Annotated in this window: 20 protein-coding genes; 9 read left to right on the forward strand and 11 right to left on the reverse strand. The window is 60.1% G+C overall.

All coding sequences use genetic code 11. The features are described from left to right. Positions 1-46 precede the first annotated feature (46 nt). Together V8P86_RS00610 and V8P86_RS00615 are read left to right on the forward strand one after the other, a co-directional pair. The gene (locus V8P86_RS00610) at positions 47-1,417 is read left to right on the forward strand and encodes an archaellin/type IV pilin N-terminal domain-containing protein (protein WP_336325295.1); all 1,371 of its coding nucleotides are present in this window, start codon (positions 47-49) and stop codon (positions 1,415-1,417) included. 57 nt (positions 1,418-1,474) lie between these two features. Next, positions 1,475-1,672 carry a DUF7333 family protein gene (locus tag V8P86_RS00615; RefSeq protein ID WP_336325296.1) on the forward strand — a complete coding sequence of 66 codons (198 nt, stop codon included), beginning with the start codon at positions 1,475-1,477 and terminating at the stop codon, positions 1,670-1,672. Here V8P86_RS00615 and V8P86_RS00620 read toward each other — a convergent pair. Together V8P86_RS00620 and dnaJ are read right to left on the reverse strand one after the other, a co-directional pair. Continuing rightward, on the reverse strand, positions 1,638-2,414 hold the full coding sequence (locus tag V8P86_RS00620) for a hypothetical protein (RefSeq protein WP_336325297.1): 777 nt from the start codon (positions 2,412-2,414) through the stop codon (positions 1,638-1,640). The two genes, V8P86_RS00615 and V8P86_RS00620, sit on opposite strands and share 35 nt — an antisense overlap. After that, on the reverse strand, positions 2,414-3,562 hold the full coding sequence (dnaJ, locus tag V8P86_RS00625; protein WP_336325298.1) for a molecular chaperone DnaJ: 1,149 nt from the start codon (positions 3,560-3,562) through the stop codon (positions 2,414-2,416). The genes V8P86_RS00620 and dnaJ overlap by 1 nt, the downstream gene beginning before the upstream one ends. Before the next feature lie 110 nt (positions 3,563-3,672). On the opposite strand from dnaJ, the gene V8P86_RS00630 reads away from it, so the two are divergent. Next, positions 3,673-4,941 carry a hypothetical protein gene (locus V8P86_RS00630; protein ID WP_336325299.1) on the forward strand — a complete coding sequence of 423 codons (1,269 nt, stop codon included), beginning with the start codon at positions 3,673-3,675 and terminating at the stop codon, positions 4,939-4,941. Positions 4,942-4,991: 50 nt separating this feature from the next. Continuing rightward, complete coding sequence (locus tag V8P86_RS00635) at positions 4,992-6,983, forward strand: AMP-binding protein (protein WP_336325300.1); 1,992 nt, start codon at positions 4,992-4,994, stop codon at positions 6,981-6,983. 15 nt (positions 6,984-6,998) lie between these two features. Here V8P86_RS00635 and rocF read toward each other — a convergent pair whose 3' ends face one another. Then, on the reverse strand, positions 6,999-7,901 hold the full coding sequence (gene rocF / locus V8P86_RS00640; RefSeq protein ID WP_336325301.1) for an arginase: 903 nt from the start codon (positions 7,899-7,901) through the stop codon (positions 6,999-7,001). Between the two features lie 114 nt (positions 7,902-8,015). On the opposite strand from rocF, the gene V8P86_RS00645 reads away from it, so the two are divergent. Then, positions 8,016-8,549, forward strand: coding sequence for an Rrf2 family transcriptional regulator (locus V8P86_RS00645; protein ID WP_336325302.1), 534 nt, complete (start codon positions 8,016-8,018; stop codon positions 8,547-8,549). Between the two features lie 169 nt (positions 8,550-8,718). Then, a complete protein-coding gene (locus tag V8P86_RS00650) occupies positions 8,719-9,885 on the forward strand; it encodes an NAD(P)/FAD-dependent oxidoreductase (protein WP_336325303.1) in 1,167 nt (388 codons plus the stop codon). Between the two features lie 15 nt (positions 9,886-9,900). Here V8P86_RS00650 and V8P86_RS00655 read toward each other — a convergent pair whose 3' ends face one another. The 5 genes from V8P86_RS00655 to moaA form a co-directional block, all read right to left on the reverse strand. Beyond that, on the reverse strand, positions 9,901-10,728 hold the full coding sequence (locus V8P86_RS00655; RefSeq protein WP_336325304.1) for a nucleoside phosphorylase: 828 nt from the start codon (positions 10,726-10,728) through the stop codon (positions 9,901-9,903). Further along, positions 10,725-11,144, reverse strand: a complete 420-nt coding sequence (gene cdd / locus V8P86_RS00660; protein ID WP_336325305.1) for a cytidine deaminase — start codon at positions 11,142-11,144, stop codon at positions 10,725-10,727. The genes V8P86_RS00655 and cdd overlap by 4 nt, the downstream gene beginning before the upstream one ends. 71 nt (positions 11,145-11,215) lie before the next feature. Further along, positions 11,216-11,773, reverse strand: a complete 558-nt coding sequence (locus V8P86_RS00665) for a DUF420 domain-containing protein (protein WP_336325306.1) — start codon at positions 11,771-11,773, stop codon at positions 11,216-11,218. A 74-nt stretch (positions 11,774-11,847) separates the two neighbouring features. Beyond that, positions 11,848-12,429 carry a MogA/MoaB family molybdenum cofactor biosynthesis protein gene (locus V8P86_RS00670; protein ID WP_336325307.1) on the reverse strand — a complete coding sequence of 194 codons (582 nt, stop codon included), beginning with the start codon at positions 12,427-12,429 and terminating at the stop codon, positions 11,848-11,850. Positions 12,430-12,469: 40 nt separating this feature from the next. Beyond that, positions 12,470-13,537: a GTP 3',8-cyclase MoaA gene (gene moaA / locus V8P86_RS00675; RefSeq protein WP_336325308.1), complete on the reverse strand. Its 1,068-nt coding sequence runs from the start codon at positions 13,535-13,537 to the stop codon at positions 12,470-12,472. Between the two features lie 394 nt (positions 13,538-13,931). On the opposite strand from moaA, the gene V8P86_RS00680 reads away from it, so the two are divergent. Continuing rightward, positions 13,932-16,064 carry a HAMP domain-containing methyl-accepting chemotaxis protein gene (locus tag V8P86_RS00680; protein WP_336325309.1) on the forward strand — a complete coding sequence of 711 codons (2,133 nt, stop codon included), beginning with the start codon at positions 13,932-13,934 and terminating at the stop codon, positions 16,062-16,064. A gap of 9 nt (positions 16,065-16,073) precedes the next feature. On the opposite strand, the gene V8P86_RS00685 is transcribed toward V8P86_RS00680, so the two are convergent. Then, positions 16,074-16,784: a TIGR00266 family protein gene (locus V8P86_RS00685; protein WP_336325310.1), complete on the reverse strand. Its 711-nt coding sequence runs from the start codon at positions 16,782-16,784 to the stop codon at positions 16,074-16,076. A gap of 242 nt (positions 16,785-17,026) precedes the next feature. Here V8P86_RS00685 and V8P86_RS00690 point away from each other — a divergent pair, with 242 nt between their 5' ends. Further along, positions 17,027-18,277, forward strand: a complete 1,251-nt coding sequence (locus V8P86_RS00690; protein ID WP_336325311.1) for an MFS transporter — start codon at positions 17,027-17,029, stop codon at positions 18,275-18,277. A gap of 1,267 nt (positions 18,278-19,544) precedes the next feature. Here V8P86_RS00690 and V8P86_RS00695 read toward each other — a convergent pair. Both V8P86_RS00695 and V8P86_RS00700 read right to left on the reverse strand, forming a co-directional pair. Then, positions 19,545-19,871, reverse strand: coding sequence for an AzlD domain-containing protein (locus tag V8P86_RS00695; RefSeq protein ID WP_336325312.1), 327 nt, complete (start codon positions 19,869-19,871; stop codon positions 19,545-19,547). Beyond that, positions 19,868-20,593, reverse strand: coding sequence for an AzlC family ABC transporter permease (locus tag V8P86_RS00700; RefSeq protein WP_336325313.1), 726 nt, complete (start codon positions 20,591-20,593; stop codon positions 19,868-19,870). The genes V8P86_RS00695 and V8P86_RS00700 overlap by 4 nt, the downstream gene beginning before the upstream one ends. A 440-nt stretch (positions 20,594-21,033) precedes the next feature. Between V8P86_RS00700 and V8P86_RS00705 the strand changes: the two genes are divergently transcribed. Beyond that, positions 21,034-22,161, forward strand: coding sequence for a type I restriction enzyme HsdR N-terminal domain-containing protein (locus V8P86_RS00705; RefSeq protein ID WP_336325314.1), 1,128 nt, complete (start codon positions 21,034-21,036; stop codon positions 22,159-22,161). The last annotated feature ends 111 nt before the right edge of the window (positions 22,162-22,272 follow it).

Genomic DNA, 22,272 nt, shown 5'->3' on the forward strand with positions numbered 1-22,272 from the left:
AACTACCCCTTCTCCTTTATTTATATTCGGTCCCAAGGCGGCGGTAATGAGAGCCTCGCTTCCACAGGATCGGGGTATCTCGCCCGTCATCGGGGCGATCCTGATGCTCGCGATCACCGTAGCCCTCGCGATGTTCGCGGCCAGTTTCTTCCTCGGCCTCACCGACGAGACCGATCCACAGCCAAATGTTGTTCTGTCGGATGCGGACGCAGACGACACGACCCACCGGCTGATCCACGACGGTGGTGAGACGCTCGATGGCGACCGGCTCGAACTACAGGGAGCGCTCAATCCCGACGCCGCAGCAGGTAAACGGCTCGAAGACGGCGATGAGATCGAGTTCTATCCGATCTCCGAAGAGATAACCGTCGTTTGGCACGGCGACAACGACGAATCGTACCAGTTGACGACGCTGACAGTCGAGCAGGCACTCCCCGAACCGGACGAGGGCTGTGAGTGGGTCGAAGACCAGACTAACGGTGGCACTGATCCCATCACAATCGACGACAAAGTCGTGAACTGTGACGTACAGACGGCTGACCAGATCAAAGTCCGCAACGACGGGATCGTTATCGGTGAGACGCTGAGTGACAACAAGGACCTCGATATCGACGCCGGCGAGGTCTACGGCGACGCCACAATCGAGACAGTGATCGACGTTCAGGACGGCCGGATCAGAGGTGACACGACATCAGAGACGGCGAACGTGAAACTGTCGAACACTGTCGTCGAGGGCACGGTCTCGTCCGACAAAGGAACCGAGGTGCTCGATGGCTCGACTGTCGAGGACTCGGTGACGGCCGGTGGAACGATCGACGTGCAAGACGGTGAGATCGGTGGCGCGGCAACGTCGGAGGATGAAGACGTGAAACTCACCAACGCAGTCGTCGAGGAAGAGATTGCGGCCGGGAAGGTCATCGACGTCCAGGACAGTCGGATCGGCGGGCCAGCAACGTCGGAGACGAAGAGTGTGACGTTCACTAACGCGGTGGCCGAGGGCGGCGTCACGGCCGAGACAGTGGTCGACCTGCAGGACAGTCAGATCGGCGGGCCAGCCACCTCGAAGACAGAGAACGTGAAGCTCTCGAACACCACCGCCGGGGGCGGCGTTACCGCCGAAAAAACCGCCGACGTGCTCGACGGCACGACTGTCGATGGCTCAGTAACGGCCAAGAAAGGCGCGACAGTCGACGATGGTACCGTCACTGGCGACGTAGAGAGTACCGGGGAAGGCACGGATATTCTCTCCGGAAGCGTCGTCGAGGGGTCGGTGACTGCCAACAAAATCGTCGAAGTCGACGGGTCGACTATCGAGGGCCACGTCTACGCGGAGCCGAGTGATTTCAAATGTACTGACTCGACGATCAACGGCGAAGATTGTGGCTCCTACGATCCAAAGGATCCCGACGACTGGTGACCGTATCGGACTAACCGCTTTCTGAAGGCTTTTTATTTCCAGAGCCTACTGTCTGGTATGGAACTCAATCTTCCCGTCTCGGTCGGCGTCGTACTTGCAATTATCGCGGCCGGAACCGCCGGGCTGATCTTCTCGCCGATTCCGATGACGGCGAGCACGACACTCATGATGGTCACACCGTCGATGCTCGTCTTCGCCGCAATCGTCTTCGTCATCGGCGTCAAGCACGGCGAGTATCGCGCAGGCGCTGTGTAAGCTCCGAGACGCTGAGTGCATCCTCTCCGGTCGACTCCTCACTGACGATCAGCTCTCCGTCTGCCCGCTCTCCACTGGACTGACGCAGTTCCAGCGTCGCCTCGGCGGCGAGCGTTCCGAGAACCGGCACAACTGCACCAGCCTCGGTAACTGGGGCATTGAGTACCACTCTACTCTCGTCATCGAGATCGAACTCCTCGACGAGATCTGTTGCCACCGACAGCAGGTCGTCGTGGCTGATCTCTGTCCCGTCTTCGACAACCGCCGGATCTTCTGGCGCGACTCGCTCCGGTGGCTCGATGGGATTTTCGCTCCACATCTCCTGCTCGAAGTGGACCACGTCGGCCTCCTCAGGCGGGCCGCCGTAGGCGATCTGTGTACACTGTGGGGTGAGTTCGTACCGCTCGGTCCAGCCGGCAGGGAGGACGAGCGCGCGGGATTCGACTGGCTCAGTTGGTTCAAACTCGACGGTTGCGCCGACGAGCGTCGCGCCGACGATGGCCAGCAGTGGGTCGGCCGCATCGACGCGGCGGTCGGTCTCGGCGGAGTCGGCGTCTTTCGGCCCGGTGACGACGGTCACTGATGCGCCGGGATGGACGCCGTAGTGGCCGAGCAGATTTCCGGACTTCCAGACGTTCGGCACAAAATCGTCGTAGGTGTACGGGGCAGTTCGGGCGGGCGTCTCGATCACGGTGCCCGAGGCGTCACGGCAGGCGGCGACGAGGTCTTTCAGCGTTTCCATTAGAAGGAGTTACGGAGCCGATCAAAAAAGCCCTGCTCTACCTCGATGTTTTCGCCGCCAGCCTCGGCAAACGCTTCCAGCGCTTCACGCTGCTCCTCGTTGAGCGAGTCAGGCGTGACGACCTGCACCTGCACGTAAAGATCGCCCTGTCCCCGGCGCTGCGGCCGTGGCATCCCCTTTCCTCCCAGTCGGAAGGTCTCGCCGCTCTGTGTTCCCTCCGGAACGTCGAACTCCACCACTCCGTCGAACGTTTCGAGTTCGACCGTATCACCGAAGACGGCCTGCGGGAATGAAATCGCCTTCCGGGTCTGGAGATCCGAGCCCTCGCGCTCGAACTCCGGGTGGTCTTCGATCTTGATTTCGACCAGCAGATCACCGTTGCGCGCACCGCCTTCGCCCGGTGCGCCCTCGCCGCGCATCCGCAGCGTCATCCCGTCCTGAATGCCGGCTGGGATCTCGACGCTGAGTGTCGCTTCGTTCCGGACGACCCCGTCGCCGCGACAGGTCGAACACCGCTCTTCGTAGATGGTTCCCTCGCCCTCGCAGCGCCGGCAGGTCGTCCGCTGTTGCATCCGGCCGAAGGCCGTCTCCTGCACGCGGGTCTGCTCACCACGGCCGTTACACTCTGGGCAGGTCCGAGAGTCGGTTCCCGGCGGGTGGCCGCGGCCGTTACACTCGTCGCAGGATTCCGGTCGGGTGACCGTCAGTTCTTTTTCGGTGCCGTGATAGGCAGTCTCCAGATCGATCGTCAACTTCGTCTTGAGATCCTTGCCGCGGCGTGAGCCCCCACCTCCGGAGCCACCGCCGAAGAACTGATCGAAGATGTCCTGCATGTTGCCGAATCCACCGCCGCCAGCGCCGCCGAAGGGGTCGCCGCCGCGGCCGCCACGGGCGCCGCCACTGTCGGTCGCGCCGCGTTTGTCGGCTTCGACGAACTGCTCGTGGCCCATCTGGTCGTACATCCGTCGCTGCTCGTCGTCCGTCAGCACCTCCTTTGCCTTCTTGGCCTTCTTGAATTTCTCTTCGGCGTCCGGTTCGTCGCTCACGTCCGGATGATACTCCCGGACGGCCTCGCGGTACGCGCTTTCTATTTCCTCTTCGGATGCGTCCCGCGAAACGCCGAGTGTGTCGTAGAAATCCTCCGTCATCAGTTATCCGCGTCTATGACACTTGGCTACTAAAGATGACCGGGTTGGAGGCCAGTCGTCCCAGGCCAGTGACCACAATACTCTTGATTCGTACCATCTGTTCTGTTCGTATGTCTCGCCGTCGTGTGCTGGTCGGACTCGTCCTCGTCGCCCTGTGTCTCACCGGACTCTCCTACGTCGGCGCTGGACTCGTCGATCCACCGAGTGAATCGACCCCGACAGAATCATCACCGCCGGACAGCAAGTTGGTCGACCCGGCGGAGAACACCTCACAGCTCTGGCCGTACACGTCCAAGCGCCGCTCGACCGATGGCCGCACGCTGGCGATCAACGTCGTTCTCCACGGCGAACCGACCGAGGTTCGGGCAGCACTGACCGACCGGTCGGATCTCGGATTCGAGGAACTCCCGGAATCAGAGGCTGAAGCGGGTAACGAATCCTACGAACTCGAAATACAGGAGAGTGACCTCGACTGGAACGACGCGACCGGATCGACCCGGTACACCTACATTCGTGACGGGACCAGCGGCACGTGGCTCGACGAGAGCTACCAGCTTCACGAGGGTACCTATCTCGGCGAACGCCACCACATCCGGGCCTACGAGGATCCCGACGGCGAGTACACCGCGATCCAGATCCACCGGGAGTACTTCGATTTCTTCCAGTTGCGACACAACGTCGTCGACCTCGACGGCTCTTCGCGAATGCTCGAAGCGGAGTTCATCGACGAACCGTTCGTCGAGCAGGTGAGCCGCGATTACTACGACACCCGCGGGCGCTGGTTCGACGGCTGGGCCACCTCGATCCATCTCGAAACGCTACTCCCGCTCGGGTTGTTCGGTCTGCTCGGGGTGGGAAGCGTCGTCTCTTCTAGCACTCGTCGGGCGGTCCAGTCGCTGCTCGGGAACTTCCTCTCGTGGGCCCGGGAGAACTGGGCTGGCTTCGCACTCGCCGTCGGACTGGTCGGGATCGTTCTCGGGACGAGAGCGTTCGCGCTCGTCCTCGAAGGCGCGTTCACCGAAACATCACCGCAAGTATTCGCGGGCGTCGTCTACCCGATTCTGGCGTTCGGTCCACCCGCAGCGGTGCTCGCTTTCGCCGGACGCCTCGATCCGTTACCCGGCTTCGGATTCGCCGTCTTCGGGCTCATCGCGGCTTTTACGCTCGATACGATCTGGGTCGGCCTCGGCGTCATCCCAGTCCAAGTGTTCTTGCATCGCTTCGGGCTGGCACTCACGCTCGGCATCCTCGCGCTCGGTGTGGCCCGCGAGGTGAACGACGACCCCGAAGCCATCGATCAGGAGCGGGGGATTCTCATCGCCGCCGGCCTGCTCGCGTGGTTCGGCGGACTCGTCTTGCCGCTTCTCGGAATAGTCTAACTCTGGGTTAACCCGACGCTTTTTGTCGACTCCACGTGTCAGTCATACTCATGTCTGACTCACTGGAGGGAACAGACGAAATCGTCTACGAACCCAGCGATGACTTCGTCGAGCAGTCGAACGTCTCGCAGTTCATGGACGAGCACGGGATCGAAGATTTCGAGGAGTTACACCGCCGGTCCACGACTGACATCGAGGGAGTCGAAGCTTCGGGACTGGACTGGTTCTGGGATGAAATTGTCGACACGCTCGACCTCGAATTCGACGAACCGTACGAGACGGTCAGGGACGATACTGATGGTCCACAGTTCGCAGAGTGGTACGTCGGGGGGAAACTGAACATCGCGCACAACGTCGTAGACCGCCACGCCGACCCAGACTCCGAGACGCGCAACAAGGTCGCGACGATCTGGGAGGGTGAGGACGGCGAGATTCGCGAGGTCACATATCACGAACTCCACCGACAGGCCAATCAGGTCGCCAACACGCTCGAAGCGAAGGGAATCGGAACCGGCGACACCGTCGGGCTGTATATGCCGATGGTCCCGGAAGTCGTCTCGCTTTTGTACGGCTGTTTCAAAGTCGGCGCGATTGCGGTCCCGATCTTCTCCGGGTTCGGCGTCGACGCCACCGCAACCCGAATCGCCGACGCGGAGTGTTCGGTGCTGTTCACCGGCGATGGCTTCTATCGCCGCGGCGACGAGATCACGCTCAAATCACAGGCCGACGAGGCCATCGAGGAGGCAGGCCACGTCGAGGATGTAATCGTCTTCGACCGTCTCGGAGCCGAGATTCCGATGACCGACGGCCGTGACGAGTGGTGGGGTGACACGGTTGGGGAGGCCGACGACAGCTACGAGACGAAGTCACTCTCTTCGGATCAGGAGTCGATGCTGCTGTACTCCTCGGGGACGACCGGCAAACCGAAGGGCATCGTTCACACCCACGCCGGCGGCCTCGTCCAGCCAGCGAAGGAACTGTACTTTTCGTTCGATCACAAGCCCTCGGATCGGTTCTTCTGGGTGTCTGATATCGGCTGGATGATGGGGCCGTGGACGCTGATCGGCAACCACGTCTTCGGCGGGACCATCTTCATGTACGAGGGTGCGCCCGACTACCCGAATCCGGATCGGTACTGGGAGATGATCGACCGCCACAACATCAGCGCCTTCGGCGTCTCACCGACTGCGATTCGCGCGCTCCGAAAACACGGCGACGAGTGGCTGGACGGCCACGACCTCTCGACGCTCCGATTACTGGGCTCGACGGGTGAGCCGTGGGACCCCGAGTCCTGGCAGTGGTTTTACGAGCGGGTCGGCAACGGCGAGACGCCGATCATGAACATCTCCGGCGGGACCGAAATCTTCGGTTGCTTCCTCCAGCCCTTACCGACTCACTCGCTGAAACCCGGGACGCTCGGCGGCCCCGCACTGGGGATGGACGTGGATATCGTCGACGCGATCGGCGAGTCGATCGCCGACGATCACGAACAGGGCTATCTGGTCTGTCGCTCCTCCGCGCCGTCGATGACGAAATCGCTGTGGAGCGGCGACGAGCGATATCTGGAGGAGTACTGGAGCCGGTTCGATGACATGTGGGACCACGGCGACTGGGCCGAGAAAGACGAAGACGGCTTCTGGTTCTTGCAGGGCCGCTCGGACGACGTGCTCAACGTCGCCGGTCGGAAGGTCGGACCCGCCGAGGTCGAGGGCGCACTGATCGACCACGAGGCGGTCAACGCCGCCGCCGTGGTCGGTGCCGAAGACGAAACGACCGGAACGGCCGTCGTCGCCTACGTCATCCTCGAAGACGGCTACGAGGAGACCGACGACCTCCGGGCAGAACTGACCGCTCACGTCGGCGACGAACTGGGCAAGCCGTTCCGCCCGTCGGAGCTGTTTTTCGTCGATGAGTTCCCGAAGACACAGAGCGGCAAGATCGTTCGACGGCTCATTCAGGCCGTCCACGAAGACGAAGAACTCGGTGATCTGTCGAGCATCGAGAATCCGGACGCCCTAGACGAAATCGACGAGGCCCGGTGACGGACTGCGGCGACCTCAGAGGACCCGTTTTCCGAGTGCGCTGGCGGTGAGTTCGCAGGCCAGTTTTGCGGTCTGATTCGATTCGTCGAGAATCGGGTTCACTTCGACGAGTTCGAGCGAGCAGAGTTCCGTTTCAGAGGTGGCGATCATTTCCATCGCGGCGTGGGCTTCTCGGTAGGACGCACCGCCCCTGACTGGGGTTCCGACACCCGGGGCTTCGGCCGGGTCGAGGAGATCCAGATCGAGGCTGACCGCGAGTTGTTCGGTCGTCTGTGTGATCGCGTCGAGGGCTTCACGGATCACCGTCGAGATCCCCTGCTGGTCGATGTCGGTCATCGTATACGCGTGGATCGGGCTGGACCGAAGGCGCTCGCGTTCGCCTGAATCGACGCTCCGCAGACCGACAATCGCCACGTTCTCTGGCTCGATCATCGGTGCGTGTGCCCACTCCATCTCGCCGAAGATCCCGTCGCCGAGAATCGCCGCCAGCGGCATCCCGTGGACGTTTCCGCTGGGGGTCGTCGCCGGCGTGTTCAGGTCGGCGTGCGCATCCAGCCAGAGCAGTCCTGTGGGTCTGTCGGCGACCCCGTTGGCGGTGCCGATTCCGATCGAGTGATCACCGCCGAGAACCAGCGGCAACGCTCCCGAGTCGTGAATCGACCGAACACGCTCGGTGAGTTCCGTACAGACGGCACGAGTCGCGTCGAGATACTTCGCGTCTCCGGTGACCTTGGCGTCACGCTGGGACTGTTCTGGACGCGGAACGTCGATATCGCCGTCGTCAGTACAGGGGATTCCGAGATCGTCGAGTTGGTCGCCGAGTCCGCCGTACCGGATCGCAGACGGCCCCATATCGACTCCGCGGCGGTCCGCACCGAGATCCATCGGGACACCGATCAGTTCGACTGGTCGATTCATATCTTCTCGTGGTCGGTCGACCGATAAAAGGGCTGTCACAGTGTCGCGAAAAGATACCGAAATATCATTATTGTTACCGTCGGCTTTAAGACCGCAAGTGCCGAAAATCGGATTATGTCATCAATCGAACTGACACCGAGTCAGAAAACCATTCTTCAGGAGTTGATCAATCTCCACAAGGAGTCCGACAGTGCCGTCAAAGGAGAGGATATCGCCGAAGAAGTGAACCGGAATCCAGGGACGATCCGCAACCAGATGCAGAGTCTCAAGGCTCTGCAGTTGGTCGAGGGTGTACCCGGCCCCAAAGGTGGCTACAAGCCAACCGGGACGGCTTACGACGCGCTGCAGATTCAGGATATGGATCAGGCGGCCGATGTCCCGCTGTATCACAACGGCGAACTGATCGACGAGGCCAACGTCGAACAGATCGATCTCACCAGCGTCCACCACCCCGAGGAGTGTCGAGCGAAAATCAACATGCGTGGCTCGCTCTCCCGATTTACCGAAGGCGACAAGGTGACTGTCGGTCCGACTCCCCTCTCGAAACTACAGATCATCGGCACGCTCGAAGGCAAAGACGACACCGACAACGCACTCATCCTGACGATCGACGATATGCAGGCTCCGGTCGAGGAACCCAGCCACTGATTCGACTCATCTCTGTTCTGGTTCTCGCCGATTCCGTCGGCTTCTCCCGCCGCCCCGATTCTCTTTCAAGGAACCCCGGGATAGAACGGCGACGAATAGCACATGTGAACTCATACCAATGGAAGGTGAATTGCAAACCTTTGTATCGGCGGATTACTGACGGGAGGATATGACAGAGCAGGTCGTCGTTCTCGGCTCCGGGTACGCCGGCGCCGGAGCAATCCAGAGCCTCGAATCGTCGCTCTCGGGCGACGCAGAGATCACGTGGGTATCAGACGTCGACTATCACCTCATTCTCCACGAGACCCATCGTTGCATCAGCGACCCAAGCGTCCAGGAGAAAGTCGCGATTCCGATCGACGAGATCAAATCGCCGTCGACAGAGTTCATTCAGGCGACTGTCGAAGGCGTCGATACAGACGAACGGACTGTCGAACTCGACGACGAGGACACCCTCGATTACGATTATCTGGTGGTCGGACTGGGAACACGAACTGCATTCTTCGGCATCGACGGCCTCAAGGAACACGCTCACACGATGAAGAGTCTCGACGACGCGCTCGGTATCCACGACGATGTCGTCGAGGCGGCAGACGAAGCGACACAGACTGACCCCGCACAGATCGTCATCGGCGGCGCGGGACTGTCCGGTATCCAGACGGCCGGCGAAATCGCGCGACTACGGGACGAGCGTTCGGCCCCGCTCGACATCCATCTCGTCGAGGGACTCGACGAGATTTTCCCCGGGAACGACGACAGCATCCAGTCGGCGCTTCGCGACCTCCTCGAAGAACGCAACGTCAACATCCTCACCGGCGAGTTCATCGGCGAAGTCGACGAAGAAACCGTCTACATCGGCGAAGAGACCGAACTCGATTACGACGTGCTGATCTGGACTGGCGGTATCACCGGCCGCGAGGCGGTTCGAGATGCGAACATCGAGAAAGACGAGCGCAACTACCGACTCGAATCCGGCCAGAACTTCCAGACGACCAACGAGCGCGTGTTCGCCATCGGCGACGCTGCACTCATCGACCAGCCCGGCGACGACCCGGCACCGCCGACAGCACAGGCCGCCTGGCAGGCCGCGGAGGTCATCGGCGAGAATGTCGCTCGGGAGATGCGTGGGCAGCCACTCAAAGAGTGGAAATACAAGAACAAGGGAACAGTCGTCTCCGTCGGCGAGGATGCGGTCGCGCACGACGTCTTCATCGTGCCGTTCGTCGACACCTTCGGTGGCTTCCCGGCGCGCAACCTGAAGAAAGCGATTGCCGCGCGGTGGATCAAAGACATCACGGGCATCGGCCGGGCGAAAAACGCCTGGGCCGACATGTAACTCGAAGCCGATTTCTCACTCCAGTCCGAGTTTCGCGTGCCACTCGGAACTCGCTGACTCTGCGACCCGCTCGTCCATCTCGGCTAGGAGGCTAACCGCTTTGCTCGCCGTCTTGGCGGCCCGCTGTTCTCCCGTCACCTCGAATTCACCTGTTGTCCGGTCCGCATAGACCGTGCAGACAGCACCGCCGCGCAACCCGTAGATGTTTGCGAGCGTCAAAATCGCGCTCGCTTCCATCTCGAAGTTGAGCACGTTCGCCTGCTTGAGTTCCTCGATCATCGCTTCACTGTCTCGACTCCGGTAGCCACCGAAGCCTTCGCGGCTCTGCCCGGCGTAGAAACTGTCTGTGCTGGCAGTTAGACCGACGTGGTAGTCGTAGCCTAGTTCCTCCGCGGCGGCGGCCAGCGCAGCGACAACCGCGTGATCTGCGACTGCCGGGTAATTCCCGCGGATGTACTCGTCACTGGTCCCCTCCTGTCGCACCGCCCCGGAGGTGATGATCAAATCGCCAACGTCGGTCTCCGGCTGGATCGCGCCACAGGAACCGACCCGGATCATGGTGTCGACCCCGACGCGGGCGAGTTCCTCGACGGCGATTGCCGCGCCCGGCGAGCCGATTCCCGTCGAGGTGACCGAAATTGGCGTCTGCTCGTGCGTTCCGGTCGCGGTCCGGTACTCGCGGTGGTCGGCGACCACATCGGCGTCGTCCCAGCAGTCGGTGATCGTCTCGATCCGCTCGGGATCGCCTGGAAGTAACACGCTGTCGGCCACGTCCTCGCTGGTGACTTCGAGGTGGTATTGTTCGTCCTCGCGAGGGTCCTCCGCGCCGCTGTGGTCGGTCATCGCTGGCCCTCCGCGGCGGCATCGAGGTGGTCTTTCGTGATCGTCTCTGGCAGGAGTTCCCCGAGGCTGTACCGCTCGAAATCGTCAGGGGTCCCACAGAGTACTGGAAACACCTCGGAACAGAACTCCGCGAGGCTCTGGCGACACATCCCGCAGGGAGTCACGCCATCGTTGGCGGCCGAAGCTACGGCGAGGCGCTCGAACTCCTGGACGCCGTCACTGATTGCCTTCCCGAGCGCGACTTCCTCGGCGTGAAGGCTGTTCGAGTAGTTCGCGTTTTCGATGTTACATCCTGTATACACGGTCCCATCTGTGGCCTCTAGCGCTGCACCGACTGGATACTCCGAGTACGGTACGTACGCCTGCTCGAAGGCATCCCGTGCCGCTGCGAGTAACTCCGCCTCAGCGTCGCTCATATCAGTGCTGTCGGGCACTCGCCTCAAATAGCCACCGCCGCGATTTCAGCGGCGTATCCTCGGTCTAAGTTTCAGAAGAGCACGTACAACTGGAGATAGACCAGCACGCCCAGCACGAACGAGATTAGCCACAGGGCGGCGGCGATCCGGCCCGCTCGGGGGTGATTCGTGTTCGGCAGTTGGGAGACTGGGTGGGTGCTCGCGAGCAACAGCGCGTAGTAGACGAATGGGATACAGAGTATCGCGAGCAGGATATGAATCGCCAACATCGGGAGGTAGATGTACTGGTAGAGTAGATCAGGGCCGGGGTACGTCGTCGGTCCTTCCAGCGAGACACGATAGAGATAGAGGAGCAAAAACAGCGCGAACAGGCCAGTGCTTGCGAGCATCGCGGCCCGGTGTTGCCGGATCTCACCGCGGCGGATCGATACCACACCGTAGGAAATGGTCCCAATCGCCGCCAGACTCAGGACAGCGTTGATGTGTGGAATCGCACTCACTACTCCTTCAATCCGGGGGAGCAGTCCGTCAGGGACCGCCCCGCCAACTGCTGCAAAAACCAGAGCGAGCGAGACGGCCGTCAGAATCCCAGTCAATGCCGGGACGTGCTCGCGGGCCTGCGATTGCATACCTATTCGTTCGACCACGGACGCCTATACGTTGTGTTCTCTCGTGGGTGGCTGCGAAACCTCGGCGATCCGACTCAGCGTCCTCGCGTGTGACCGAGGATGTGCGCGACTGTCGGGAGGATCAACTCCTCGGTACCGAACGCAGCCGCCTGTTTGCTCCCCGGCAGACAGAAGATTGCTACGCCCTCTTTCGACCCAGCGAACGCACGCGAGAGCAACGCTCGGGGCCCGATGTCTTCGTAGGAAAGCGAGCGGAACAGTTCGCCAAACCCGGGAATCTCCTGATCGAACAGTGGCCGAACGGCCTCGACGGTTACGTCCTCCGGCGAGAGACCGGTGCCGCCGGTCAGAACGACGGCGTCCACGTCGTTGCGCTCGACGAGCGCTTCGACTGTCGCCGCGATGGCCTCTCGTTCGTCTCCGACTAGTTCCCGCACTGCGACCTCGTGGCCGTCGGCCTCGATCAACTTCTGAAGTTTGTCACCGCCGGGATCGTTCTCCAGGCTTCGGCTGGTGGAGACGGTTACGACTCCGAAGGAGACGGTATCGAGTTCGAGATGGCTGTGCTGGTGTCCCTCATCATCGTGGTCGTGACTGTGATCGTGGCTACTGTCGTCGTGGTCGTGACCGTGACTCTGGTCGTCGTGATTGCTCATCTTTCCGGGTAATTCGCCCGCCGGTTGTAAGAAGGTACTGTCAGTCGTCGGCCGGCGATTCGATCAGTTCGAGATACTCCTCGTTGGGCACCCACTCGCCGTCTTCGCGAACCATATACTCCCCGTAGTACGGCACCCGGTTTGCGACCGTCTCACGGAAGGTTTCGCGAATCTCGGCTTTCGACATCGCCCCCATCGGCCTGTGGTCGTCGTGGCGGTTCAGACAGCCTTTGAATTTGCCGTCGTGTGTGACGCGAACGCGGTGGCAGTTCGCACAGAATTCGGCGTTCTCGACGGGGTCGACGATTTCGACCATTCCTTCGCCGCCGGTTTCCGGTAACTCGTCCAGATCGGTCTCTTCGCTGTCCAGATCGATTCGGACCGGCTCTTCGTCGGTCGCCTCGCCTTCGGCGATGAAATAGCGGGCTCGGCCGTGCATCTCGCGGCGTTCGATGCGGTGGGCCTGGTCGGCAAGCCAGTCGTGGACGCGGTCGATATCGATTGCCCACTCGGGATGACCCGAGATTTCGGGCATGTACTCGATCAACTGTAGTCTCAGTCCGTCGTTTCGAGCGACGTGATTGACCATCTGCGGGACGTAGCCCGCCGTTGGCTCGAAGACGACCATGTTCAGTTTGACCGGTGCGAGTCCGGCATCGAGGGCGGCCTCGACGCCCTCGATGACGCGGTCGTAGGCGCCGCTTTTGGTTAACTCTGCGAAGTCGTCAGGGTCGAGTGCATCCTGTGAGACGTTGACGCGATCGAGTCCCGCTTCGACGAGATCGGGTGCTCGTCCCGGGAGGAAGGTGCCGTTGGTCGTCATCGAGACTTCCATCCCCTCGGGAGTCCGGCGGATAATCTCTTCGAGGTCGTCTCGAAGCATCGGCTCTCCGCCGGTGAACTTCACAGCGTCGACGCCGAATTCCGAGACAACGTCCAGAATACGGACCACCTCGTCGGTGGTCATCTCGTCGTCCTGGGGGTCCATCGGGCCGCGCGTGTCACCCAACCCCTCGTTGTGGCAGTACACGCAATCGAAGTTACACCGGTCGGTCAGTGAAATGCGGATCCCTGTCACATCCCGACCGAACTCATCTTCGAGGGGCATATCATAATGCAGAATCGCGGGGCATATAGATGTGTGGGGCGCTTGCACGGTCTCGGATAGATCGAAACGGCTCGCAGGCTTTTGCCCTCGCCCCCGGGGCCAGCCAAACCCACCGACTGGCAAATCTCCGGGTCGATGGCGTGGCCGACGTGTCCACACGGTTGTGATCCTCACTGTCGTCAGGTCTCTGTCCAGAGGCTTGGACACGGTTGCACCGAACAGTATCCCTAACAATCGGTCGGTCGCCCGAGAATTCCGTACTAGCAGACTAGCGAGTCCATCGATGTTACGACTGTATACAGCCCTCGCTAAGGTTCCAGCCAAGGAATACGAGTGGATTAAACTCTGATAATCACGGCCCAACAATTAATCCTGAAACCGTCATTGACGCTTCATGGAATCTCCGCTTCATTCGGCCAGGTCAATCATATACAACGGAACACTCAGGCGAAAACTCATTCTTGCATTTGCGAGTGTCGCTGTATTAGCCGCTCTCGTTGGGATCGTTGGGATGGTCGGCGTCTCGGAGACTGCGTCGACATCCGAGACGATTGCCAACGACGGAACAGAAACTGTCGATGGGGTGATGATGCTCAAATTAGAGTCACAACGAGAGCGGGCCGCGACGCTTTCGTATATCAGGAACGATACTGACACGCGCGACGAGTTCGATGGGGCCGCGGAGAAGTACAACCGCATCCACGAAGATCGGGTCCAGTCGACGGACCTGCTTTCCTCGGGTTCTGACTCGCTCGTAGCGGACGCGCGGGACTTACACGAACAGGCAATCAGCGAGGCGCGGGCCGCGATGGATGCCAAGGATCAGGGAGACACGGAGGCGATGCGGGAGCATCTCACAGCCTACCAGAACACTCTCAACGAACTCGGAGAAGTTCTCGGACAGTTGGAGAAGACCGCCAAGGGAGAACTCCAGAACGAGGTCGACTCGGCACAGCAGACCCAGCAGCGAAGCGGTATCTTGATTTTTCTACTCACGGGCGGGGCCTTCCTCGGCGCACTCGGCGTCGGTCGCCGAGTCGGTGGCGGCATCGCGGCCGAAGTGGGCCAGGTCAGGGACACGGCCGACCGGATCGCCGACGGCGAGTTCCACTTCGAGGTCCAGGAGAGCGAGCGCCGGGACGAAATCGGTGACCTCGTCGACTCGTTTGGTTCGATGACTGGATATTTGCAGACCGTCAGCGAGCAGGCGGAGGCCGTTTCGGACCAGCGGTTCGACGCTGCCGTGCTGGACGAGGAGGTGCCCGGACCGCTGGGTGAAGTCATGACTCAGATGGCCGCGGACATCGAGCGGGCCCAGCAGGAGACCCGAGAGGCGCGACGCAACGTCGAACAGTTGAACGAGACGCTCCGCGAGACGGCTGACGACTACAGCGACACGATGGCCCAGGCCGCGAACGGCGACTTCACTCAGCGGATGGATACCGATACCGGGAGCGAAGTCATGCGAGACATCGGCATCGCATTCAACGAGATGATGGACGAAGTCGAGCGGATGGTCGCGACTGTTCAGGAGTTCACCCGAGAAGTCGAGTCATCGGGCCAGCGGCTCTCCTCGGGTGCTGGAGAGATCAGGACCGCCAGCCGCGAGGTCAGCGAGTCAGTCCAGGATATCGCGACGAGCGCAGAGGGCCAGCACGATAATCTCGAACGCGTCAACGGCGAACTGCAGGGACTGTCCGGAAGTATCGAGGAAATCGCATCCTCGGCAAACGAGGTCGCCTCGACTACCGGAGCGGCGACCGAACGCGGCCAGTCGGGTCGCGAGGCGGCGAGCGAGGCCGTCGAGGAACTCGAAACGATTCAGGAGACTGCCGACCGAACGATCGAAGAAGTCGAAGGACTTGCAGCCGAAATCGAGGAGATCGGCGAGATCGTCGAATTCATCACTGACATCGCCGAGCAGACAAACATGCTTGCGCTGAACGCTTCGATCGAAGCCGCTCGTGCGGGCGAAGCCGGTGAAGGATTCGCTGTCGTCGCCGACGAGATCAAAGGGCTGGCGACTGAGGTCGGCAATGCGACTGACGATATCGAACAGCGGATTGAGGGCATCCAGCGTTCGACAGAACATACGACCGACGACATGCAGGATCTCGGCGAGCGCGTCAAGACAGGAACCGATACGATCGAGGCAGCACTCGGTGACCTCGACGAAATCGTCGACATGATCGAAGACGTCAACGCCGGGATCCAAGAGATCAGTAACGCTACCGACGACCAGGCGAGTTCGACGACGGAAGCCGTTGAACTCGTCGACGACGTGACGCAGTTGGCTCAGGAGACCAACGACGAGGCGAGTTCGGTCTCGGCAGCGACCGAACAGCAGACCGCTTCTGTCGAAAGTGTCACTGATCGAATCGACTCGCTCGCGACGAGTACGCAGGAACTCTCTGCGTATCTCGACAGGTACGATGTCAAACAGTCCGAGATCGATCTCGATACGATCTCGACCGAAAACCGCTCCGGAGCAGTTTCCGACGGTGGTCCCTCATCCCATGAGGACTGACCGCTCCGCTTAGAGGAAGTCGTCGACGCCGATCCCACCGCTCGAGTCGTCGTCTTCGTGCGCCTGTGCACCGTAGAAGAGCATCGGATTCCGCGTCTGGAGCCAGACCTCACCCTCGCCATTGAACCTCGTCACGAGTCCCTCACCGCCGAGTACCGTCGATTTCAGACTGCCGTCTTTCTCCCGGGAGAGATCCATCCCGGCGGTCCACGCGACAAGGTGGTCCTCGTCGACGACCAGCGAGTTCTCCGGCGTGACCTCGCGTTTGACCATCGACCCGAACGAAGAGAGAAAGGTCATTCCTCGGCCCGACAATCCGAGGACGGTAAGCTCACCCGAAGAGAAGAGATTCGAGCGGTTGTTCCACTCCGTCGAGCGCTCGACCAGCGGTTCCCACGCCAGCAGTGATCCCGACTGTACACGGAGTTCGTCCCGCTCGCCCATATCGAGCGCGACGATGTCACCGGGGTGTTCCGGGACGAGTGTCACTCGCTCGTCGTCGGCCTGTGCGTAATAGGTATTGTCGATCAGCGAACGCTCGTCGCTGACCATCCGCCCGACTGTGCCCGCGATTCCAGCGTCGCCGCCGATGTCGGACTCGTTGCCGATCCCACCGGTCCGATCCATCATGACGCCCGGCTTCGTTTCGATCTGTTCGCCGTCGGCGAGCGTGACCTCGACCATCGCGTAACTCGGGTCTTTGCGAATCTGATACTCCATACCTGCGAGAAATCCCGACTATTTAATAAATATTGATATTCTCTTTCGAGAGAAGTTCTCGCTATAGAATCAGTTTGTTCGACAACCCTGATCCTCGACATCAGTTAATTCACTAGTTATTTCAGAGAATTAATCTGGGTGAGTGAAGAACAACTGCATTGAACGGGTAACTCCTACGTGAGGATGTCGATGAGCACTGGTATGTTCCGATCACGCTGTGTCGTCGAAACGGGACCAGAACGATGAACGCCAACGACCGCGCGATTACGGGCTTTACGATGGCCGGTCACGCGATGGTCCACACCTACGAGCTTTCGGTCCCAATTCTGATGACCGTCTGGCTGGTGGAGTTTTCCGTCACGTCGGCGGCGCTCGGGACCGTCGTCGCCGTCGGCTACGGGCTGTTCGGCGTCGGAGCACTCCCCGGTGGACTCCTCGTCGACCGCTTTGGGTCGCGCCGGCTCATCGTCGCTTGTCTCCTCGGCATGGGATCGTCGTTTCTCGTCCTCAGTGTTGCTCCCGGCATCGCCGGCATTACGCTCGCCCTCGGGTTGTGGGGACTGTCGGCCAGCGTCTATCATCCCGCGGGACTCTCGCTGATCAGCAACGCTGTCGAACAGCGCGGCTCGGCGTTTGCCTACCACGGGATGGCCGGCAACGTCGGTATCGCTGGCGGCCCGTTTCTCACCGCCATTCTGCTGGTCGCCGTCGACTGGCGGACGGCAACGCTCATCCTGGCAGTCCCCGCCCTGTTGGCGGCCCTGGTCGGACTGACGGTCGAGTTCGACGAAACTGCGGCCATTGCGGCCGCCGACGGCGGCGATGCACCTTCCGCAGATATCGACTCCCCCCGGGAATTTCTCTCGGCTTCCCGCGGACTGTTTACCGCTGGCTTCGCGACGGTTTTCGTCCTCGTGTTGTTCAACGGGTTGTACTACCGCGGCATGGTCACCTTTCTTCCGGAGATGCTCGGTGACTTCCTCGACCCGCTCGTGACTCTCGCGCCGGAGGAGGGGCTCGGTCCGATTCCTGACGGTCGACTCGCCCGGGAATTCGATCTCGCGCAGTATCTCTACGCAGGTCTTCTGGCGGTCGGCATCGGCGGGCAGTACGTTGGCGGCCGATTGACCGACAGCGTCGCCGAAGAGCGCGGGCTGGCGATCATGCTCGCTTTGCTCGCGGTCATCGCACTGGGTTTCATCCCGGCTGCTGGAACGCTCTCGACGTTGTTGCTCGCGAGCGTCGCACTCGGATTCGTTCTGTTCGCGATTCAGCCGCTTAGTCAGGCGACAATTGCAAAATACTCTCCGCCGGAACACCGTGGACTCTCCTTCGGCTATACGTATCTGGCGATTTTCGGTATCGGCGCGCTCGGTGCCTCCATCGTCGGGGCCACGCTAACCTACGGCTCTCCGGCGGCGGTGTTCGTATTGCTGGCTGGCTTCGAGGTGCTCGCGCTCGGACTTGCGCTGTCGTTGATCGTCCGAGGCTAATGGAGCATTTTCTAACTCGCGACGGACGGCTTTCGAGACGACCCACAACTACCGCCGCCGTCGAACCCGTACATCTCCGAGATGGCTTGGGTCACTGCGGTTGTTTCGACGACCCATAGCAACGCTCCGAAGATCAACGCGCCTGCAAATCCACCGACTACCCCGCCGATGATTCAGTTCAGGGAGCCGCCAATCCCTCGGTCGGTGATCGCCTCTGTCTCTGATCTCATAACTGATCTGCGTACGCCAACTGCACGCAGAATGGCTGGGGAATAACAATTTTCGGTTGGGATACCCCGCTCATCTTGCAAGTTACGATAGACTGAAAGAAGTTGGATTCACGAGTTTCTCGGGCTGAGGAGAGGAAATCGAACGCAGTCAGCACGCGTTCGGCTCGCGGATAACTTCCCCGAGACGACACGGTCCGGCTCTCTCATTGGGTATCAATATCTATTGGCCCGTTGATCGATTAGAGGCCGACAGTAACAACGAATGTTCTCTCGAAACGCTACAGCGTTGTAGAGACCCCCCGCCGTATCTTATACAGTGCATCCATTCAGGACGTTCACACAGTTTTTCACTCTGGGTACCACTCCGGATTAACTGAGAGAAACTGTGGTTTGACATTCATCCAGAACGTACGGTTATTTGGGAGACAATTGCTAACTCTGCACAGAGCCAGATTGGCAAACCCCCCCGATTTGTCGATCTGCTCCCCAAGAGCGGCCCTGACCACCCTCTACTGTCTCCCCTCTCACCCCCTCGTTGCCGATTTTTCTCCACCTCTGCAGAACAGAAAGCCCATCTCTTGCAGGTCTTCCCTCCAAATTTCAGGTGTTAGGCCACTCAGTATAGCCAGCCGACTCAATTTCAACCAGCAATCGCTTGGACGGAAGACAGTAGTTCTCTGACCATCCAACTGATCCACTGGGACAAAGTATATGGCCACAACACCAGACATGTTACTATGGCACACAGTCCAGAAGAGTTAGAACAATTCATCTGTGAGAACTGTCAGGTAACCCACGCTGGAACACCAATCCACCATTCAGCTTCCGAACACACTTTCGAGCCACCCGAATCCTGCGGTGCCTGTGGCGAAACTGAGTTCGTACACATGCAAGAGTGGATACACCACCACGATTAGTAGAGTTCACCGCCGGTAAACGACCGACTGTGAGTGGCTGAGATCGGATTTGAACGAGATGAGACGCCGACGCTCGGGCATACGCCCCACCGCTCACGATGATGCGGTAGCTAACTCACCTCATACTGCGCCGAGTACGATCAGCGCCACCAGCCCTGCAACGATTGTCGCGAGAATGCTCTCGGTGTACCACGCGATTGCGGCCGCGACGAGTGCTGCCGGAATCCGCCCGTTACTGACCACTGTGATTGTCCCGTCCGGTGCCACCACGGCTGGGACGACCAGCGCCGACAGCACCGCAGCAGGAACCATCTCTAAGCCAGTTTCGACCCCATCTGGAACGTCACCGAATCGCTCGAATAGGAACAGAAACGATGCCCGCAGGGCGTAGGTTCCCAGGCCGGCGAAGAGCACTGCCAACCAGACGACAGCGTCAGGAGATGTCATTCACCCACCTCCCTCGGATCGACGCCGGTGGGTGTTTCATCGGTCTTCAGTGCCACCAGTGTCCCAGCGGCGACGCCCAACAGCGCGCCGATAAGCAATCCGAGATTGTAGGGTATCCCCACGCCAGCGGTCGCGACGCTCCCGCCGACGATGGCGGCTATCGCGTGCGCTCGCGTCCGAATCGCCGGCACAAGAAGCGCCAGGAAGGTGAGCGGAACCGCGAACCGAAGCGGCAGCCAGCCAGGCACGTTCGCACCTACCACGACACCGACGACCGTACAGATCTGCCAGACGACCCACAGCGGGGCGGCAGTGCCGAGATAGTACCACCGCTTGCGGGTCACTCCCTCCATTCCCTCGGCATACCGCGTTGCCGAGAGTGCAAAGGCTTGATCTGTCATGATGTACGCCATCAGCCCACGCCAGCGGCGCTCTTCCTGTGTGAAGTGTGGTGCCAGCGACGCCGAGTACATCACCAACCGCGAGTTGATGATCAGTGCCGTCCCGACTACGACCAGCAGTGTCGCGTCTTGGCCGAATAGCTCGATCATCGCGAGTTGTGAGGCACCAGCAAACACCACGACTGACAGCGCGACTGCTTGCAACAGCGACAGTCCCGCCCCGACGGCGGCCGCACCGGCGACCAGCCCAAACGGAATGATTCCGAGCATCACTGGCGATGTCGCTGTCACACCAGCGATGAAATCCTCACGACGACTCATTGCTGGCTCTTCGCGTTTGGTTGGGACACTCCTTGCGATTCGAGACCACCTTTTTCCCGCTCGGGTTTCCTCGGTCGCCTGCGGCGACCTGCGGGAACCACGTGGCGGCTGCGAGGCGGCTACGCCGCCTCGAACCGTGGCGGTGAAACCGCCACGCTCGCCACGTTATGCAGTTGCGGGCGTCGCCCGCAACTCACTCCCGGCAAAAACGTGGTCCTGTTGAGCGAAGCGAAACAGGGCTCGAAAGACGAGCATAGCGAGTCTTTCGGTGGTGAAAAAGGCTGCTCGGTCGCTTTCGAGGACTCACTCCGTTCGACCTCGCACCGCTCCCTCGCAGTGAACCGCGCTCGCTACGCTCGCGCGGATACCACTCCTCGACAGGTTACTGACCCCCTCTTTTCACCATACTATTTGTGCATGCGCTGCTCAACAATTCGCTAATGGACAGGGAAGAGATAGACGAATATGTCCAGCGGTGTCAGCAACTCATTGAATCTTCACCGCAAATGGATGAAGAAAACACGAAAGTAAAACTCGTCCAGCCGTTTCTCGAACTTCTTGGATGGGATCTCTACTCTACAGAAGTGGCTCTCGAATACACTATCCCAATGGCATCGGGTAGTACCCACGTCGATTACGCTCTCCTTGTCGGTGATTCTCCCGTGGTGTTCGTCGAGGCCAAACCTGTCCGATCGACGCTTACTGACAATGAGGTCCAGCAGTTGCGGAGTTACATGAGACAGGAACTCGACGTGGATTGGGGTATTCTGACCAATGGGAAGTCCTTCGAAGTCTTGACCAAGAACAACCACAGGAAAGACGGCGAGGAAGTGTCCGTCGTTCAGTTTGATCTCGACGATCTCGCTGAGAATCCAGACGTACTGGAACTGCTCACCAAGGAATCGATACGCAGTGGAAAATCGGACGAGGTAGCTGAACAAGTTGCAGAGACGAACCGGGCGATTCGGCACCTGCAAAATAACGAAGACAGCGTCACAGAATCTATCACTGAGGCTGTCGAGAGCGAAGTCGGCGAACTTACTGTGGATCTCGAAGAACAGTCTCGTGAGTTTGTCCAGAACCTCGTCTCCGTGCTTCAGGAACAGCGGCACTTTGTGAGTGAGGACTCTCTCAAAATCGAAGAAGAGTCTACAAGCCAAAAAACAAAGTCAGGCCCATCAATCGAAACTGGCGATCAAGTGGTTGAAAACAAACAAGGATACGTTATACGCTTCTCCGACGGTATGGTAATTCCCCGCGATAACACAGACATCCAGACGCGGCAAAAAGAGAACATGGGTGCGGCAGTTGACTACCTGATTGATGAGTATAATTTAATCAACGAAATCGAAATTCCGCACTCTCCGCCCCGCGCTCGAAAGAACTGTTCCATCAACAATGAACCGGTACACCCCACTGGCGAAGAAATGAGGCAGCCTTATGAACTGACGAACGGGCATTTCCTTCATACCTCGCTCAATACGCGGGGTAAGAAGACTCGTCTTCGTGACCTCGCTGAAAAAGTTGGACTGTCCGTAGAATTTCTGAGTGAGTGGAAGTCCAATTAAGAAGCCTTTGGGGCAAGAATGCAGTCTGGCCATATGGATTAGAGTTTGGGCGAATATCCGCCGAGCGCTACGCGAACGGCGAAGCCGTGAGCGAGAAGCGAGGCGGTTCGC

Origin of the sequence: Halovenus anhuiensis (genome assembly GCF_037080055.1) — an archaeon.
Classification (GTDB): domain Archaea; phylum Halobacteriota; class Halobacteria; order Halobacteriales; family Haloarculaceae; genus Halovenus.

Bases quoted from the DNA above. Each gene is read 5' to 3' on its own strand.
- V8P86_RS00685 (WP_336325310.1), bottom strand. From the start codon at position 16,784: ATGGAGTATCAGATTCGCAAAGACCCGAGTTACGCGATGGTCGAGGTC.
- rocF (WP_336325301.1), bottom strand. From the start codon at position 7,901: ATGAATCGACCAGTCGAACTGATCGGTGTCCCGATGGATCTCGGTGCG.
- V8P86_RS00650 (WP_336325303.1), top strand. From the start codon at position 8,719: ATGACAGAGCAGGTCGTCGTTCTCGGCTCCGGGTACGCCGGCGCCGGA.
- V8P86_RS00665 (WP_336325306.1), bottom strand. From the start codon at position 11,773: ATGCAATCGCAGGCCCGCGAGCACGTCCCGGCATTGACTGGGATTCTG.
- V8P86_RS00680 (WP_336325309.1), top strand. From the start codon at position 13,932: ATGGAATCTCCGCTTCATTCGGCCAGGTCAATCATATACAACGGAACA.
- dnaJ (WP_336325298.1), bottom strand. From the start codon at position 3,562: ATGACGGAGGATTTCTACGACACACTCGGCGTTTCGCGGGACGCATCC.
- V8P86_RS00700 (WP_336325313.1), bottom strand. From the start codon at position 20,593: ATGAGTCGTCGTGAGGATTTCATCGCTGGTGTGACAGCGACATCGCCA.
- V8P86_RS00615 (WP_336325296.1), top strand. From the start codon at position 1,475: ATGGAACTCAATCTTCCCGTCTCGGTCGGCGTCGTACTTGCAATTATC.
- V8P86_RS00690 (WP_336325311.1), top strand. From the start codon at position 17,027: ATGAACGCCAACGACCGCGCGATTACGGGCTTTACGATGGCCGGTCAC.
- V8P86_RS00635 (WP_336325300.1), top strand. From the start codon at position 4,992: ATGTCTGACTCACTGGAGGGAACAGACGAAATCGTCTACGAACCCAGC.
- V8P86_RS00655 (WP_336325304.1), bottom strand. From the start codon at position 10,728: ATGACCGACCACAGCGGCGCGGAGGACCCTCGCGAGGACGAACAATAC.
- V8P86_RS00620 (WP_336325297.1), bottom strand. From the start codon at position 2,414: ATGGAAACGCTGAAAGACCTCGTCGCCGCCTGCCGTGACGCCTCGGGC.
- V8P86_RS00610 (WP_336325295.1), top strand. From the start codon at position 47: ATGAGAGCCTCGCTTCCACAGGATCGGGGTATCTCGCCCGTCATCGGG.
- V8P86_RS00695 (WP_336325312.1), bottom strand. From the start codon at position 19,871: ATGACATCTCCTGACGCTGTCGTCTGGTTGGCAGTGCTCTTCGCCGGC.
- V8P86_RS00645 (WP_336325302.1), top strand. From the start codon at position 8,016: ATGTCATCAATCGAACTGACACCGAGTCAGAAAACCATTCTTCAGGAG.
- V8P86_RS00705 (WP_336325314.1), top strand. From the start codon at position 21,034: ATGGACAGGGAAGAGATAGACGAATATGTCCAGCGGTGTCAGCAACTC.
- moaA (WP_336325308.1), bottom strand. From the start codon at position 13,537: ATGCCCCTCGAAGATGAGTTCGGTCGGGATGTGACAGGGATCCGCATT.
- V8P86_RS00670 (WP_336325307.1), bottom strand. From the start codon at position 12,429: ATGAGCAATCACGACGACCAGAGTCACGGTCACGACCACGACGACAGT.
- V8P86_RS00630 (WP_336325299.1), top strand. From the start codon at position 3,673: ATGTCTCGCCGTCGTGTGCTGGTCGGACTCGTCCTCGTCGCCCTGTGT.
- cdd (WP_336325305.1), bottom strand. From the start codon at position 11,144: ATGAGCGACGCTGAGGCGGAGTTACTCGCAGCGGCACGGGATGCCTTC.